The following is a 15,549-nucleotide window of genomic DNA, read 5'->3' on the forward strand; positions in this document are numbered from 1 at the left end:
GCTTTCCCACAACTCTATTTCCGGCGGATCACCAGATTGCGAATCTCGGTCATGTCCTCCATCGCAAACTTGACGCCTTCGCGGCCCAGCCCGGATTCCTTCACGCCGCCATAGGGCATGTTGTCGACGCGATAGCTGGGCACGTCGTTGATGACGACGCCGCCCACCTCCAGCCGGTCCCAGGCGTCGAGCGCCTGGAACAGATCGCGGGTGAAGATGCCCGCCTGGAGCCCGAACTTGCTGTCGTTCACGATGTCGAGCGCCTGGGCGAAGCTGTCGAACGGCACCAGGAAGGCGACGGGGCCGAACGCCTCCTCGCAATTCAGGTCGCTTTCGCGCGGGACGTTTTCCAGCAGCGTCGCCTGCAGCATCGCGCCGTCGCGCCTGCCGCCGCACAGCAGCTTCGCGCCCGCCGCCACCGCCGACTGGATCCAGCCGTCGAGCCGCCGCGCCTCGCCCTCCGAGATCATCGGGCCGATGAAGGTGGCGCGATCCTTGGGATCGCCCGCGACCAGCGTTTCCGTGCGCGCGACCAGCATGTCGCGGAAACGGTCATAGACCTCGCGGTGGATCAGGATGCGCTGCACACCGATGCACGACTGGCCGGACTGGTAGAAGGCGCCGAAGATCACCCGTTCCAGCGCGTCGTCCAGATCGGCGTCGCGATCGATGATCACGGCGGCATTGCCGCCCAGTTCCAGCACCACCTTCTTCTTGCCCGCCCGCGCCTTCAGGTCCCATCCGACCGCGGGGGACCCGGTGAAGCTCAACAGCTTCAGCCGCTCGTCGGTGGTGAACAGGTCCGCGCCCTCGCGATGGGCGGGCAGGATCGAGAAGGCGCCCTTCGGCAGGCAGGTCTCCGCCAGTATCTCGCCCATGATGATCGCGCCCAGCGGCGTGCGGCTGGCGGGTTTCATCACGAAGGGCGCGCCGACGGCGATGGCGGGCGCGATCTTGTGCGCGGCGAGGTTCAGCGGGAAGTTGAACGGCGAGATGAAGCTGCACGGGCCGATCGGCACGCGCCGCCACATGCCCTGATAGCCCTTGGCGCGCGGCGAGATGTCGAGCGGCTGGACCTCGCCGGTCATCCGCACGGCTTCCTCGGCGGCGATGCGGAAGGTGTCGATCAGGCGGCCGACCTCGCCCTCGCTGTCCTTGATCGGCTTGCCCGCCTCGACGCACAGCGCATAGGCCAGTTCGTCGAAGCGCTGATCGAACCGCTCGACGCAGTGCATCAGGATCGCGCGGCGCTCATAGCTGGCCAGCTTCGCCATCGGCTCCACCGCCGCCACCGCGCCGGCGATGCCCGCGTCGATCGTCGCGGCGTCGGCCTGGGCGACGCGGAACGCCACCTCTCCGGTGAACTTGTCGGTCACCTCCAGATCGGCGTTGGGCTGCTGCGCCTCGTTGTTGAGGTAGAGCGGGTAGACGGGTTTCAATATAGGCATCGTGACTCCTCCTAGCCCCTCGCCCCCTTTTGGGGGAGAGGGGCGAGCCGCCGCAGGCGGCGAAGGGAGAGGAGGGCCGTTCGAGAGCGCATGGCACTCCCCCCTCTCCCCGGCCCTCTCCCCCTGATGGCGGAGAGGGAGGCGTGCATCCGGAGCTTCCGCGGTCGGCCCTTCTCCCGTGCTCCGGGAGGGAGACGGGCTCAGAGCTTCGCGCTCAGTTCCTTGATCTCGCGGTTCAATATCCGGTCGTTGTCCGAATAGTCGACCGGGCAATCGACGACATGCACCCCGGGTTCGCTGAGCGTGCGGCGGAGCAGCAGCGGCAGGTGCGCCGCGCTCTCCACCCGATGGCCGATCGCGCCATAGGCCTCCGCATATTTGACGAAATCGGGGTTGCCATAGGTCAGGCCCCAGTCCTGGAAGCCCATGTTCGCCTGTTTCCAGCGGATCATGCCATAGCTGCCGTCGTTGAGGATCAGCACGGTGATGTTGAGCTTCAGCCGAACCGCGGTTTCCAGCTCCTGGCTGTTCATCATGAAGCCGCCGTCGCCGCAGATCGCCATCACCTTGCGATCCGGATAGACCATCGCCGAAGCCATGGCGCTGGGCAGCCCCGCGCCCATCGTCGCCAGCGCGTTATCGAGCAGCACGGTGTTCGGCTGGCGCGCGACATAGTTGCGCGCGAACCAGATCTTGTAGACGCCGTTGTCGAGGCAGATGATCCCGTCGCCGGGCATCGCCGCGCGCACCTCCTTCACCAGGCAGGGCGGATAGACGGGGAAGCGCTCGTCGTCCTCCAGGCGGCGGGTATGCTCCATCTCGGCGCGGCGCGCGGCGAGCATCGTATCGAAGCTCCAGTCGCGCGGGACGATATCCTCCTTGATCTGCCAGATGGCGTTGGCGATGTCGCCGATCACCTCGATCTGGGGGAAATAGACCGGGTCCACCTCCGCCGTGCGCGTGGAGATGTGGATCACCTCCGTCCCGCCGGTTCGCATGAAGAACGGCGGCTTTTCGATCACGTCGTGGCCGACGTTGAGGATCAGGTCCGCATCCTCGATCGCGCGGTGGACGAAATCGCCCGCGGAGAGCGCCGCGCAGCCCAGGAACCGGGGGTGCGTCTCGTCGATCACGCCCTTGCCGAGCTGGGTGGTGAGGAAGGGGATGCCGGTCTTCTCGACGAACTGGAGCAGCATCCGCCCGGTCATCTTGCGGTTGGCGCCCGCGCCGATGACGAGGACGGGGCGTTTCGCCGCCTCGATCCGCTGCACGGCGGCGCGCACCGCCTTTGGCTCGGCGGAGGGGCGGCGGGCCAGGCTGGGCTTGATCGGGCGGCTGTCGGTCTGTTCGTCGGCGACGTCTTCCGGGAATTCCAGATGGGTGGCGCCGGGCTTCTCCTCCTCCGCCAGGCGCACCGCCTCGCGGATGCGGCTGGGGATATTGTCGGCGCTGGCGAGCTGGTGCGTGTATTTGGTGATCGGCCCCATCATCGCCACCACGTCCAGGATCTGGAAGCGGCCCTGCTTGGATTTCTTGATCGGCTTCTGCCCCGTCACCATCAGCATCGGCATGCCGCCGAGCTGGGCATAGGCGGCGGCCGTGACCAGGTTGGTGGCGCCCGGGCCGAGCGTGGCCATGCACACTCCCGCCTTGCCCGTGTGGCGGCCATAGGTGGCGGCCATGAAGCCGGCGCCTTGTTCGTGCCGCGTCAGGATCAGCTTGATCTTCGTCGACCTGCTCAGGCTGTCGAGCATGTCGAGATTCTCTTCGCCGGGGACGCCGAAGATATATTCGACCCCCTCTTCCTCCAGGCACTGGATGAACAGGTCAGAGGCCTTCATGGGCGCGTCTCCCGCTGCACGATTTCGGTGCCGCAACAAACTAGGCTAGTCTTCCGCCGATAGGAAGCGCGACTCGGCGCGAACTTGTCCCGGGCCGCGACGAAGGAGGGGACAGCATGGCGATCACCGATCACGTCGATCTGCCGACGTTCATCGAAGGCGTGCAGAAGCGCAACCCGGGCCAGCCGGAATTCGTCCAGGCCGTGCAGGAGGTCGCCCAGGACATCTACGACTTCATCGCCGACAAGGAGGAATACCACCATTACCAGATCCTGCGCCGCATCGCGGAGCCGGACCGGATCGTCAGCTTCCGCGTGTGCTGGGAGGACGACAACCACAATATCCGCGTCCAGCGCGGCTGGCGGGTGCAGAACAACAACGCGATCGGGCCGTACAAGGGCGGCATCCGCTTCCACCCCTCGGTCACCGAGAGCGTGCTCAAGTTCCTGGCGTTCGAGCAGACGTTCAAGAACGCGCTGACCGGCCTGCCGATGGGCGGCGGCAAGGGCGGGGCCAACTTCAACCCCAAGGGCAAGAGCGACCATGAGGTGATGCGCTTCTGCCAGAGCTTCATGACCGAGCTGTACCGCCATGTCGGCGCGGACGTGGACGTGCCCGCGGGCGACATCGGCGTGGGCGGGCGCGAGATCGGATATATGTTCGGCCAGTACAAGCGGATCACCAACCAGTTCACCGGGGTGCTGACCGGCAAGGGGCTGGAATATGGCGGATCGCTGATCCGGACCGAGGCGACCGGATATGGCGCGGTCTATTTCCTGGCGGCGATGCTGCGCGGCAGGGGGCTGAACCTGGAGGGGCGGCGCGCGGTCATCTCCGGCTCCGGCAACGTCGCGACGCACGCGGCCGAGAAGGTGGTGCAGCTTGGCGGCAAGGTGCTGACGCTGAGCGATTCCGAAGGCTTCATCCACGATCCCGACGGCATCGATCAGGAGAAGATCGACTGGGTGAAGGCGCACAAGACCCGCCGGCGCGGGCGGATCAGCAAATATGTGGAGGCGTTCCCGCGCGCGACCTTCCACCCCAATCTGCCGCCCTGGGGCGTGCCGTGCGACGTGGCACTGCCCTGTGCCACGCAGAACGAGCTGCTGGGGATGGACGCGCGCGCGCTGGTTTCCAACGGCTGCATCGCGGTGGCCGAGGGCGCGAACATGCCGACCAACCTGGAAGGCGTGCATGTGTTCAAGGAGGCCCGGATCCTGTTCGCGCCCGGCAAGGCCGCGAACGCGGGCGGGGTCGCGGTATCGGGGCTGGAGATGAGCCAGAACAGCGAGCGCCGCGCGTGGAAGGAGGCCGAGCTGCAGCAGCTCCTGCTCGACATCATGGAGGGCATCCACGCGCGCTGCCTGGAACATGGCCGCCAGCCGGACGGCCATGTCGATTACGTCAAGGGCGCCAACATCGCCGGCTTCAAGAAGGTGGCCGACGCGATGCTGGCGTTCGGCGTGGTGTGACGCGCCCGGCCGGCGCAGCGCGGGGAGCGCCGCGCCGGCAGGGGTTCGCCGAAAGCGCCTCCCGCCGCGTCAGAACGGCTGGGTGACGCCGCAGCCGCCCAGCGGACCCGAGCTGATGTTGTCGCTCAGCGGGCCGGCGGCCCCGCCCCCGGCGCACAGCCCGTCGCCGAAGATCAGCAGGTCGTCCTCGCCGGTATAGTCGCCCCAGCCGCCGGGCTCGCCCGGGCCGGTGCCGATCGCGAAGGGACCGCCGCCGCTGAGCCACGACAGATAGGCCTGGCCCCAGTCGCCAAGCAGGAACGGGCCGATCGGCTCCTGGCCGGGTCCGGGGATGAACACGGCATAGCCCGATCCGGTGAGCGACACGGTCTTGCCGCCCGCCTCCACGTCGATCGCGCCGGGATGCTCATCGCCCTGGGTGCCCGCGCCGGGGCCGCGCAGCAGGATCAGCGTCGCCTGTTCGGGATCGGCCTTGAACGCGGGCAGGCCCGGCTGGTTGCGCGCGATGCGGATCGCGTCGCGGCCCACCGCGCCCTCCACGATCGTGCCGCGGATGCCGATCGAGGCCACGGGCGTGCGGATGCCCGACTGGCCCGGATTGGCGCGCACCGGCTTGCCCGACATGAAGCGGAACGCGCCCTTGGTGACGCTGACGCCGACGGTGCTCGACTTGCGATTGGGATCGTAGACGAAGCGATCCACCTTCATCCGCGCGTTGGCGCCGACGGTGAACACGGTCTTGTCGAGCAGCAGCACCTGAAGCCGCCCGCCGCGCCCGGTGACGATGTCGTTGCCCAGCGACACGCGCTCCTTCACCACCGCCGGGTGCATGCGCGGGTTGGCCTGGGTGGTCATCTTCACGTCGCTGACCACGGTGGCGTTGACGCCCACCGTCTGCGCGGACGCGGGCGCGAGCGAAAGCGCCGCCGCGGCGGCACCGGACAGCATGGCATGCTTCAGCCAGATCGCCATCGGGGTCACTCCTTGCCGAACTTGAGGATGAGGCGGATTTCCGCGCCGAAGCTTTCGTAATCGGCGACCAGGCTCGCGGGATTATAGTCGCGCCTTGTGTAGTTGGCGGAAGGCTCCAGCGTCAGCCGCTGCGCGACCGGCAGGCCCAGCGCGACGCGCGCATTGTAGCGCGTCTCCTTGTAATCGCGGGTCATCGGATCGTTGTAATAGTCGATATGGCGCACGGCCGCGCCAAGCCCGAGATAGGCCCCGTCCATGGCGAGCGGGAAGCGCACCGCGGCATAGCCGCGCACCGCATCATACCCCAGATAGTCGGTCTTGGCCGACTTGCTGTCATAGCCGCCGCCGACGACATAGCTGATCCGCCCGGCCCCGCCGCGCTGGAAATCGGCGCTGATATCGTAATGCATGCCGTCCCGGTCGAGCAGCGGCAGCGTGAGATAATCCTGGTCCGCGATCTCGCCGCGCAGCGTGATCCGGCTATCGGCGCCGGTGGCGATCACCGCCCGCGCCTCGCCCCCGAACTCGGTCAGGTAGCGATCGTTGTAGACGCGGCTGTAGCGCAGCAGCGCGCCGCCGCTCAGCTCCACCTTGCCCAGCTTCTGGCCGAAACCGCCCGCGAAGCCGGCCTGCTGATAATCGTAGCGCGGCCCGATCAGGTCATTGTGGAAATAGCCCGCGGCGCGGCCATAGAAGAAGCTGTCGCCGTCGATCGCGCTGCGCCCGTCGAGGTTGAGCGACCCGGCGACGGCATAGCCGGACTCGCTGGGCGGGACGAGACCCGGGATGTCGAGGGTGACGCGCAGCGCGCCCGCGGCATTGCGATCCCAGGCGAAGCCGAGCGCGGCCTGGCCATGCCATCCGGACTCGCTTTCGCCCTCCCCCTGCGCCAGCGCGGCGGGGGCGATCGTGCCGCACGCCGCCTGCACCTCGGCATTGGCGGGGGCACCGGCGCGTGCCAGCTCCACCGCCGCGCGCGGGCGATCGTCGAGCCGGCAGAGCAGCGCGACATAGAAGAGGCTGAGCTCGCTATCGCTGTTGCCCGCCAGCAGCGCGCGCTCCACGGTGGCCGCTGCATCGGTGAGCGCACCGGCCGCCGCCTGGCCGCGCGCGGTGGCCAGCGCGGCCTCCGGCGTGGCGCTGGCGTCGATCAGCGCGTCGATCTCCGCCTCCGGACTTTCCTGCGCAGCCGCCGGCGCGGCCGCCAGCGATGCCGCCATCGCAAGCGCGGCCACACCCGGCCCAAGTAACCGCATCCGCATGTACACCCCCTGGAAACGCTTTCGAAACGTCGTGGAAACGACTGCAACGCGCCATTCCCGCCGTCAAGCGCGCGCGGCTTTACTCACACCCTGCATCGCTCCATCATCGGACGATGCCTGGGCAGCGCGACAATTCGGAGACTCCGCCACCGACCCTGGAGGCCCTGGCCGCGCTGGCCGCGATCGAGCTGCCCGGCGCTTGCGAACAGGGGGTGCGCGACAATCTGGCGCTGCTCGCCAGCCACTGGCGCAACCTGGAGGGGTTCGCGATCCCCGGCGATGCGGAGCATCCCGAATGAGCGGCGCGCTGGCGGCGATCGCCGCCGATGTGCGCGGCGGGCGGCGGAGCGCGCTTGCGCTGGCCGAGGAGGCGATCGCGCGCATCCGCACCCGCGACGGCGCGGTGAACGCGGTCACCCGGCTGCTGGCGGACGATGCGCGCGCCGCCGCCGCCGCGATCGATGCGCGGGTGGCGGCGGGCGAGGACCCGGGGCCGCTGGCGGGCGTGCCCTTTGGCGTGAAGGACCTGTTCGACGTCGCGGGGCTTCCCACCACTGCGGGCGCGGGGATGCGGCGCGAAGCCGCGCCCGCCGCCGCCGATGCAGTGGCCGTGGCGCGGCTGAAGGCGGCGGGCGCGGTGCTGGTCGCGACGTGCAACATGGACGAATATGCCTATGGCTTCGCGACGGTGAACGCGGCCTTCGGCACCACACGCAACCCGCACGATCCGGAACGGCTGGCGGGCGGCTCCTCCGGCGGATCGGCGGCGGCGGTGGCGGCAGGGATGCTGCCGCTGACGCTGGGATCGGACACCAACGGATCGATCCGTATCCCGGCGGCGCTGTGCGGCCTTTACGGCCTGAAGCCCACGCACGGATCGCTGCCGATGGCAGGCGTGTTCCCCTTCGTCGACAGTTTCGACGATATCGGCCCCTTCGCGGCATCGGCGGCGGACCTGAAGCTGGCGTGGCAGGTGCTGGGCGGCTCCTCCGGCGGAGCGGCGGCCGGCGGGCTGAAGGTGGCGCGGCTGGGCGGCTGGTTCGCGCGCAACGCCGATGCGGAGCTGATCGCCGGGATCGACGCCATCGCCGCGCATCTGGGCGGGATCGAGACGGTGGCGCTGCCCGAAGTGGGCCGCGCGCGATCCGCCGCCTTCCTGATGACCGCGGCGGAGGGCGGCGCGCTCCACCTGCCCGAACTGCGCGCGCGGGCGATGGAATATGATCCCGCGACGCGCGACCGGCTGATCGCGGGCGCGATGCTGCCGGCCTCCGCCTATTTCGCCGCCGAGCGTTTCCGCGGCTGGTTCCGCGCGCAGGCGGCGGCGCTGTTCGCGCGCTGCGACGTGCTGATCGCGCCCGCCGCCGGAACCGTGGCGCCGCGCATCGACGATCCGGCGATCATGGTGGACGGCCAGCGCGTGCCCGCGCGCGCCAACCTGGGCATCTTCACCCAGCCGCTGAGCTTCATCGGCCTGCCGGTGGTGACGGTGCCGCTGAAGCGGCCCGGAATGCTGCCGCTGGGCCTCCAGCTCGTCGGCCCGCCCGGCGGCGAGCCGGCGCTGTTCGCGCTGGCGGAGGCGCTGGAGGCGGCGGGGCTGACCGGGACGGACCTGCCGGGTTAGGCCGGACGCGCTCCGGCCGAACAAGGTGTACGGCAAGGCGCTCTCCACGCGCTCCAACAGCCATCTTCCCCTGCCCTGCCATCGCGCTATGCTGCGTCCGCGAAATGGGGCGCGAAATGGGGCGCGAAAGGGGACGTGGATGAGCGAGGAAGCGGGCGCGCTCGACCGGCGCTTTGAGTTGACGGCACGGGGCACCACGCTCCGCACCGAGGTGCTGGCCGGCGTCACGACCTTCCTCACCATGGCCTATATCATCCTGGTCAACCCATCGATCCTGGGCGCGGCGGGGCTGCCGGTGGCGGCGGTGGCGGCGGCGACCTGTATCGCGGCGGGCTTTGCCAGCATCCTGATGGGGCTGAGCGCCAATGTGCCGCTGGCGCTGGCGCCGGGCATGGGGCTCAACGCCTATTTCACCTACACGGTGGTGATCGGCATGGGCGTGCCCTGGCCGGTGGCGCTGGGATGCGTGTTCCTCTCCGGCATCGTCTTCCTGCTGCTGACGCTGGCGGGCATCCGCCAGATGATCGTCGCCGCGATCCCGCCGCACCTCTATGCCGCGGTGGCGGGGGGCATCGGGCTGTTCATCGCGCTGATCGGGCTGGAGAACGCCAGGATCGTCACCGCCAGCCCGGCGACGCTGGTGACGCTAGGCAGCCTGAAGGAGCCCGGGGCGGCGCTGGCGCTGTTCGGGCTGGTGCTGATCGCGGTGCTGACCGCGTGGCGGGTGCGCGCGGCGATCCTGATCGGCATCGTCGCCACCACGCTGGCCGGATGGCTGGCGGGCATCGTCTCCTTCGCCCCACAGCCCTATGACCTGACCGCGATCACCCAGACCGCGTTCAAGCTGGACCTGGCCGGGGTGTTCGGCCTTTCGGGCAGCCACGGGCTGGGGCTGTTCGAGATCATCTTCGTGTTCCTGTTCGTCGACCTGTTCGACAATCTGGGCACGCTGATGGGCGTCACCAAGCGCGCGGGGCTGATCGACGCGAACGGGCAGGTGCCGAAGCTGAAGCGCATCCTGACCACCGATTCGATCGCCACCATCTTCGGTTCGCTGATGGGGACGAGCACGGTCACCAGCTATGTCGAGAGCGCGGCCGGGGTGCAGGCGGGCGGGCGCACCGGCATCACCGCGATCGTTACCGGCGTGCTGTTCCTGGGCGCGACCTTCCTGGCGCCCTGGGCGCAGCTTGTGCCGCTGGCCGCCACCGCCCCGGCGCTGATCCTGGTCGGCGCGCTGATGATGGCGCCGCTTGCCGAGATCGACTGGCACGATCCGGAGATCGCGCTGCCCGCCTTCCTGACGGTGGCGATGATCCCGCTGACCTTCTCCATCGCCAACGGGCTGGCGTTCGGCATCACCGCCTATGCGCTGATCAAGCTGCTGCGCGGCAAGATCACCAAGACCGACTGGCTGCTGCTGGTGCTGGCAGGGCTGTTCGTCGCGCGCTTCGTGTGGCTGTCGGCGGGATGACGCTCTCCACGGTTCACGGGCGGCGGGGCATGGTGACCGCGCCGCATCACCTGGCCAGCGAGGCAGGGCTGGCGGTGCTGAAGGACGGCGGCACGGCGGCGGAGGCGGCCGTGGCGGTCGCCGCGTGCCTGGCCGTAGTCTATCCGCACATGACCGGGATCGGCGGCGACAGCTTCTGGCTGGTGCGCGAGCCGGACGGGCGGGTCCATGCCGTCCACGGATGCGGCGCGGCGGCCGGGGCGGCGACGCTGGAGCGCTATGGCAGGCTGGGCGCGGTGCCGGCGCGCGGGCCGCTGGCGGCGAACACGGTGGCGGGCACGGTTTCCGCCTGGGAGGCGATGCTGGCGGGCGGCACGCTGCCGCTGGAGCGCATCCTGCGCGACGCGATCGGCCATGCCGCGGCGGGCGTGCCGGTGACGTGGAGCGGCGCCGACACGCTGGCCGCCAAGGGCGCGGAGCTGCGTGCCCAGCCGGGCGCCTGGGCCGCGACCTATGACGGCATGGGCGAGGGCGATATCCTGCGCCAGCCCGCGCTGGGCGACACGCTGCGCGCGCTGGCGCGCGAAGGGCTGGCGAGCTTCTACACCGGCAGCATCGCGGAGCGGATCGCGGAGGATTTCGCGGCGCTGGACGGGCTGGTGACCGCGGAAGACCTGGCCGCGCACCGGGCGGAACGGCCCGTGCCGCTGACCGCCGCGATCACCGGCGCGCGGCTGTGGAACAGCGCGCCGCCGACGCAGGGCGGATCATCGCTGCTGATCCTGGCGCTGTACGACCGGATCGCCGCGGAGGTGCCGGACGGGTTCGACCATGTCCACCGGCTGGTGGAAGCGACCAAGCAGGCGTTCCTGCGCCGCGAGCGCGACATCGACGATCCCGCTTTCAGCGCGGCCGATCCGCAGGCCACGCTGGACGACGCGCAGCTCCTGACGCAACTGGCCAACGCGATCGAGCCCGATTGCGCGCTGCGCTGGCCGCAGCCGCCCTCCGCCGGGGACACCTGCTGGTTCGCCGTGGCCGATGCGGAGGGGTGCGTGGTGAGCGCGATCCAGAGCGTCTATTTCGAATTCGGATCGGGCGTCACGCTGCCGCGGACAGGCATCACCTGGCAGAACCGCGGCAGCAGCTTCCGGCTGGCCGAAAGCGGATGGAACGCGCTGAAGCCGGGGCGGCGCCCCTTCCACACGCTCAACCCCGCGCTGGCGGAGTTCGCGGACGGGCGGGTGCTGGCCTATGGCACGATGGGCGGCGAGGGCCAGCCGCAGACCCAGGCGGCGGTCTTCACGCGCCACGCCCGCTACGGCATCGGCCTTCAGGAGGCGATCAGCGCGCCGCGCTGGCTGCTCGGGCGCACCTGGGGCGAGACGAGTACGACGCTGAAGATCGAGAAGGGCTTCGCGCCCGAGGTATACCGCCTGCTGCGCGCGGCGGGGCATGAGGTGGAGGTGCTGCCGCTCCATGCGCAGGCGATGGGCCATGCCGGCGCGATCGTCCGCCATCCGGACGGCGCGCTGGAGGGCGCCACCGATCCGCGCAGCGACGGCCGGGTGGCTGCGTGGTGAGCCATCCCCCCGGCGGCGGCGCGCGCGCGGTGGCGCGGTGCATCGCGCTGCGCGAACCGCCGTTCAGCGCCGAACCGGGCATGCTGTTCCGCGCCTATCTGACCCCTGCGCACGGCGCCGCGCTGGGCCGGCTGGCCGAATGGATGCGCGAGGCCGGGATGACCGTGCGGCTGGATGGCGCGGCCAATCTGATCGGCCGGTACGAGGGCTGGCGCGACATGCCGCCGCTGGTGATGGGCAGCCATATCGACAGCGTGCGCGACGGCGGCAGCTATGACGGGCCGCTGGGCATCATGCTGGCGATCGAGGCGGTGGAGGCGCTGGCGGCATCGGGCAAGCGCGCGCCCTTCCCCATCGAAATCTATGCCTTCGGCGACGAGGAGGGTTCGCGCTTTCCCGCGTCGATGCTCACCAGCCGCGCGGTGGCGGGCACGCTGGACGCGGCCGGGCTGGAGATGGCGGACCGCGAGGGCGTGACGCTGGCCGATGCGCTGCGCCAGGCCGGGGAGCGTTGGGAGATCGTCACGGGACGCGCGCCCTTCGGCGAGACGGCGCCCTTCGGCGATGCTGCGCAATATCTGGCCGCACGGCATCCCGGCGCGATCGCCTATCTGGAGGCGCATATCGAGCAGGGGCCGGTGCTGGAGGCCGCCGGGCTCGCCGTGGGCGTGGTCACCGGCATCGCCGCGCAGCTTCGCTACAACATCGCGGTGACGGGCATGGCGGGGCATGCGGGCACCACCACCATGCCCTTGCGCCGCGATGCGCTGGCCGCCGCGGCGGAGATGGTGCTGGCGGCCGAGCGGATTGCGCGGGAAGCCGCGTCGGACGTGGTGGCGACGGTGGGGCGGCTCAGCGCGCTGCCCGGCGCGCCCAACGTCATCCCGGGCCGGGTGGATTTCACGCTGGACGTCCGCTCGCTCGATCACGGGCGGCGCGATTCGGCGGCGGCGGCGATCCTGGACGCCTTCGCGGCGATTGCGGACCGGCGCGGCGTGGCGCTGGAAACCGGCCAGACCAATGACTTCGCCGCCAGTCCATGCGATCCTGCGCTGATGGACCTGCTCTCCGCATCGCTCGCCGCGGCGGGGCAGCCGGCGTTCCGTCTGCCCTCCGGCGCGGGGCACGACGCGATGAACATGGCCGCGCTTTGCCCCACCGCGATGCTGTTCCTGCGCTGTGCGGGCGGCATCAGCCACAACCCCGCCGAGCATGTCGATCCCGCCGACGCGGAGATCGCGCTACAGGTGATGCTCGGCTTCCTGGACCGTCTTGGAGAAACGCTTTGAACCCCGATCTGTTCGGCGAGATCGATCCGCCGCAGCGGCTGTTGATGGGCCCCGGCCCGGTGAACGCGCACCCCCGCGTGCTGCGCGCCATGTCCGCCGACATGCTGGGCCAGTTCGATCCCGAGATGACGGGATATATGGAGCAGGTGATGGCGCTCTACCGCCCCGTGTTCGGGACGGAGAACCGCTGGACCATGCTGATCGACGGCACCGCGCGCGCGGGGATCGAGGCGGCGCTGGTCAGCCTGGTTTCGCCGGGCGACACGATGCTGGTGGTCGATTTCGGCCGCTTCGGCCTGCTGCTGAAGGAAATCGGCGAGCGCGTCGGCGCGCGCGTGGAGATGCTGTCCGCCCCCTGGGGCGAGACGGTGCCGATGGAGGCGATCGCGCAGGCCATGGCGCGGACCGGGCCGAAGCTGGTCGCCTGCGTCCATGGCGATACCTCCACCACCATGGCGCAGCCGCTCGACGGGCTGGGCGCGCTTTGCCGCGACGCGGGCGCGCTGAGCTATGTCGACGCCACCGCCACCATCGGCGGGATGGAGATCGCGGCGGACCGCTGGGGCGTGGACGTGGTGACCGGGGGGCTCCAGAAATGCCTGGGCGGGCCATCCGGATCGGCGCCGATCACGATATCCGATCGCGCGGCCGAACATATCTTCGCGCGGCGCCATACCGAGCATGGCATCGCGCGCGCCGATCTGGCGCAGGGCAGCGGCATACGGATCGGATCCAACTATTTCGATCTGGCGATGGTGATGGACTATTGGAGCGAGAAGCGGCTTAATCACCATACCGAGGCGACGACGATGCTCTACGGAGCGCGCGAATGCGCCCGGATCGCACTCGGAGAGGGTCTGGAGGCGCGTTTCGCGCGTCACGCGGCGGCCGGCCGCGCGGTGGTCGCGGGCGCCCGCGCGATGGGGCTCACCGTGTTCGGCGACGATCGTTACCGCATGACCAACGTCACCGGCATCCTGATTCCCGCGGGCGTGGACGGCGAGGCGGTGCGGCGGCGGATGCGCGAGGATTTCGAGATCGAGATCGGCACCAGCTTCGGCCCGCTGCAGGGCAAGGTGTGGCGGATCGGCGCGATGGGATATAATGCGATGAAGCATAAGGTGCTGATCACGCTGGGCGCGCTGGAGGCCGTGCTGCGCGCGGAGGGCCACGCGACCCCGCCCGGCGCGGGCGTGGACGCCGCGCTGGAGGCATGGGGTTGAGGGGGCGGCTCCTTTCCTCCGTTCGCCACGGGCCTGTCGAAGGACGGCTCCGGCCCGCGCCGGTCGCAGGCATGGCGCTTCGACAAGCTCTGCACGAACGCTTTGGGATCGCCGAATGAGCCTTCCCCGCGATCTCGCCGGCTACGGCGCCAATCCGCCTGCCGCCCACTGGCCCGGCGGCGCGCGCGTGGCGGTGAACTTCGTCGTCAATTATGAGGAGGGCGCGGAAAACAGCGTCCTCAATGGCGACAAGGGCAGCGAGGGCTTCCTGTCCGACATGGTCGGCGCCGCCAGCCATCCGGCGCGGGCGATGGCGATGGAGAGCCTGTACGAATATGGCAGCCGCGCCGGCTTCTGGCGGCTGCACCGGCTGTTCGCGGAGCGGAACGTGCCCGTCACCGTGTTCGGCGTCGCCGCGGCGATGGAGGCGAACCCGGCGGCGGTGGAGGCGATGCTGACGGCCGGATGGGAGGTCGCGTCGCACGGATACCGCTGGATCGACTATCAATATGTGCCCGAGGAGGTGGAGCGCGAGCATATCGCCCGGGCGATCGCGGTCCACACCGGCCTGACCGGCAGCCGCCCGCTCGGCTGGTATCAGGGGCGCACTTCGCCCAACACGGCGCGGCTGGTGGCGGAGGAAGGCGGCTTTCTCTACGATGCGGACAGCTATGCCGACGACCTGCCCTATTGGGACCGGCGGCACGGACGGGCGCAGCTCATCGTCCCCTACAGCCTCGACACCAACGACATGAAGTTCGTCGCGCTGAACGGCTTTACGGAGGGGACGCAGTTCTTCCGCTACCTGGTCGACGCCTTCGAGCAGTTGCGCGAGGAGGGCGGGCGGATGATGTCGATCGGCCTGCACGGCCGCATCGCCGGGCGGCCCGCGCGCACCATCGCGGTGCAGATGTTCCTGGATCACGTGCTGCAATCGGGCGACGCCTGGGTGGCGCGGCGCATCGACATCGCGCGCCACTGGATGGAGGCGCACCCGGCATGACCCTGAACGATCCCGGGGTGGTGGCCGAGGTGACCGCCGCGTTCCACGAATATGAGCGCGCGCTGATGGCCGACGACATCGCGGCGATGGACCGGCTGTTCCACGAAAGCGAGGCGACCGTGCGCTATGGCGTGGGCGAGGTGCTGTACGGGATCGCGGCGATCCGCGAGTTCCGCAAGGGGCGCGGCGGTTCGCCGCAGCGGCGGCTGGGCCGGGTCGCCATCGCCGCCTATGGCCGCGACTTCGCCACCGCCAACGCCGAGTTCTTCCGCGAAGGCACGGACAGGCGCGGCCGCCAGAGCCAGAGCTGGGTGCGCTTCCCGGACGGATGGAAGGTCGTTTCCGCCCATGTCTCGATCGAGGGGAGCGGATCGTGAGC

General features: G+C 70.0%; 13 protein-coding genes. 9 read left to right on the plus strand and 4 right to left on the minus strand.

All coding sequences use genetic code 11. The features are described from left to right. Window positions 1-14: 14 nt before the first annotated feature. Together OM513_RS15190 and OM513_RS15195 are read right to left on the minus strand one after the other, a co-directional pair. The gene (locus tag OM513_RS15190) at window positions 15-1,448 is read right to left on the minus strand and encodes an aldehyde dehydrogenase family protein (RefSeq protein WP_264945402.1); all 1,434 of its coding nucleotides are present in this window, start codon (window positions 1,446-1,448) and stop codon (window positions 15-17) included. A gap of 200 nt (window positions 1,449-1,648) precedes the next feature. Beyond that, window positions 1,649-3,289, minus strand: coding sequence for an acetolactate synthase large subunit (locus OM513_RS15195; protein ID WP_264945403.1), 1,641 nt, complete (start codon window positions 3,287-3,289; stop codon window positions 1,649-1,651). Between the two features lie 116 nt (window positions 3,290-3,405). Here OM513_RS15195 and gdhA point away from each other — a divergent pair, with 116 nt between their 5' ends. Next, window positions 3,406-4,761: an NADP-specific glutamate dehydrogenase gene (gene gdhA / locus OM513_RS15200; RefSeq protein WP_264945404.1), complete on the plus strand. Its 1,356-nt coding sequence runs from the start codon at window positions 3,406-3,408 to the stop codon at window positions 4,759-4,761. Between the two features lie 69 nt (window positions 4,762-4,830). On the opposite strand, the gene OM513_RS15205 is transcribed toward gdhA, so the two are convergent. Together OM513_RS15205 and OM513_RS15210 are read right to left on the minus strand one after the other, a co-directional pair. Beyond that, entirely contained in the window at window positions 4,831-5,733 is a 903-nt protein-coding gene (locus OM513_RS15205) for a FecR family protein (protein WP_264945406.1), read from the minus strand. A gap of 5 nt (window positions 5,734-5,738) precedes the next feature. Continuing rightward, entirely contained in the window at window positions 5,739-6,995 is a 1,257-nt protein-coding gene (locus OM513_RS15210; RefSeq protein WP_264945407.1) for a hypothetical protein, read from the minus strand. A 113-nt stretch (window positions 6,996-7,108) separates the two neighbouring features. On the opposite strand from OM513_RS15210, the gene OM513_RS15215 reads away from it, so the two are divergent. The 8 genes from OM513_RS15215 (at window position 7,109) to hpxZ (ending at window position 15,547) form a co-directional block, all read left to right on the plus strand. Then, on the plus strand, window positions 7,109-7,294 hold the full coding sequence (locus OM513_RS15215; RefSeq protein ID WP_264945408.1) for a hypothetical protein: 186 nt from the start codon (window positions 7,109-7,111) through the stop codon (window positions 7,292-7,294). After that, window positions 7,291-8,619, plus strand: coding sequence for an AtzE family amidohydrolase (locus tag OM513_RS15220; protein ID WP_264945409.1), 1,329 nt, complete (start codon window positions 7,291-7,293; stop codon window positions 8,617-8,619). The genes OM513_RS15215 and OM513_RS15220 overlap by 4 nt, the downstream gene beginning before the upstream one ends. A gap of 139 nt (window positions 8,620-8,758) precedes the next feature. Continuing rightward, the gene (locus OM513_RS15225) at window positions 8,759-10,093 is read left to right on the plus strand and encodes an NCS2 family permease (protein ID WP_264945410.1); all 1,335 of its coding nucleotides are present in this window, start codon (window positions 8,759-8,761) and stop codon (window positions 10,091-10,093) included. Next, on the plus strand, window positions 10,090-11,655 hold the full coding sequence (locus OM513_RS15230; protein ID WP_264945411.1) for a gamma-glutamyltransferase family protein: 1,566 nt from the start codon (window positions 10,090-10,092) through the stop codon (window positions 11,653-11,655). The genes OM513_RS15225 and OM513_RS15230 overlap by 4 nt, the downstream gene beginning before the upstream one ends. Then, entirely contained in the window at window positions 11,649-12,944 is a 1,296-nt protein-coding gene (locus OM513_RS15235) for an allantoate amidohydrolase (RefSeq protein WP_264945413.1), read from the plus strand. Before OM513_RS15230 ends, OM513_RS15235 begins: the two co-directional genes overlap by 7 nt. Window positions 12,945-12,988: 44 nt before the next feature. Further along, the gene (locus OM513_RS15240; RefSeq protein ID WP_264945552.1) at window positions 12,989-14,167 is read left to right on the plus strand and encodes a pyridoxal-phosphate-dependent aminotransferase family protein; all 1,179 of its coding nucleotides are present in this window, start codon (window positions 12,989-12,991) and stop codon (window positions 14,165-14,167) included. 115 nt (window positions 14,168-14,282) lie between these two features. Continuing rightward, on the plus strand, window positions 14,283-15,170 hold the full coding sequence (gene puuE / locus OM513_RS15245) for an allantoinase PuuE (RefSeq protein WP_264945415.1): 888 nt from the start codon (window positions 14,283-14,285) through the stop codon (window positions 15,168-15,170). Continuing rightward, window positions 15,167-15,547 (plus strand): oxalurate catabolism protein HpxZ, encoded by a 381-nt coding sequence (hpxZ, locus tag OM513_RS15250; RefSeq protein ID WP_264945416.1) that lies wholly within the window; start codon window positions 15,167-15,169, stop codon window positions 15,545-15,547. Before puuE ends, hpxZ begins: the two co-directional genes overlap by 4 nt. The last annotated feature ends 2 nt before the right edge of the window (window positions 15,548-15,549 follow it).

The organism is Sphingomonas canadensis, from assembly GCF_026013525.1.
Classification (GTDB): domain Bacteria; phylum Pseudomonadota; class Alphaproteobacteria; order Sphingomonadales; family Sphingomonadaceae; genus Sphingomonas; species Sphingomonas canadensis.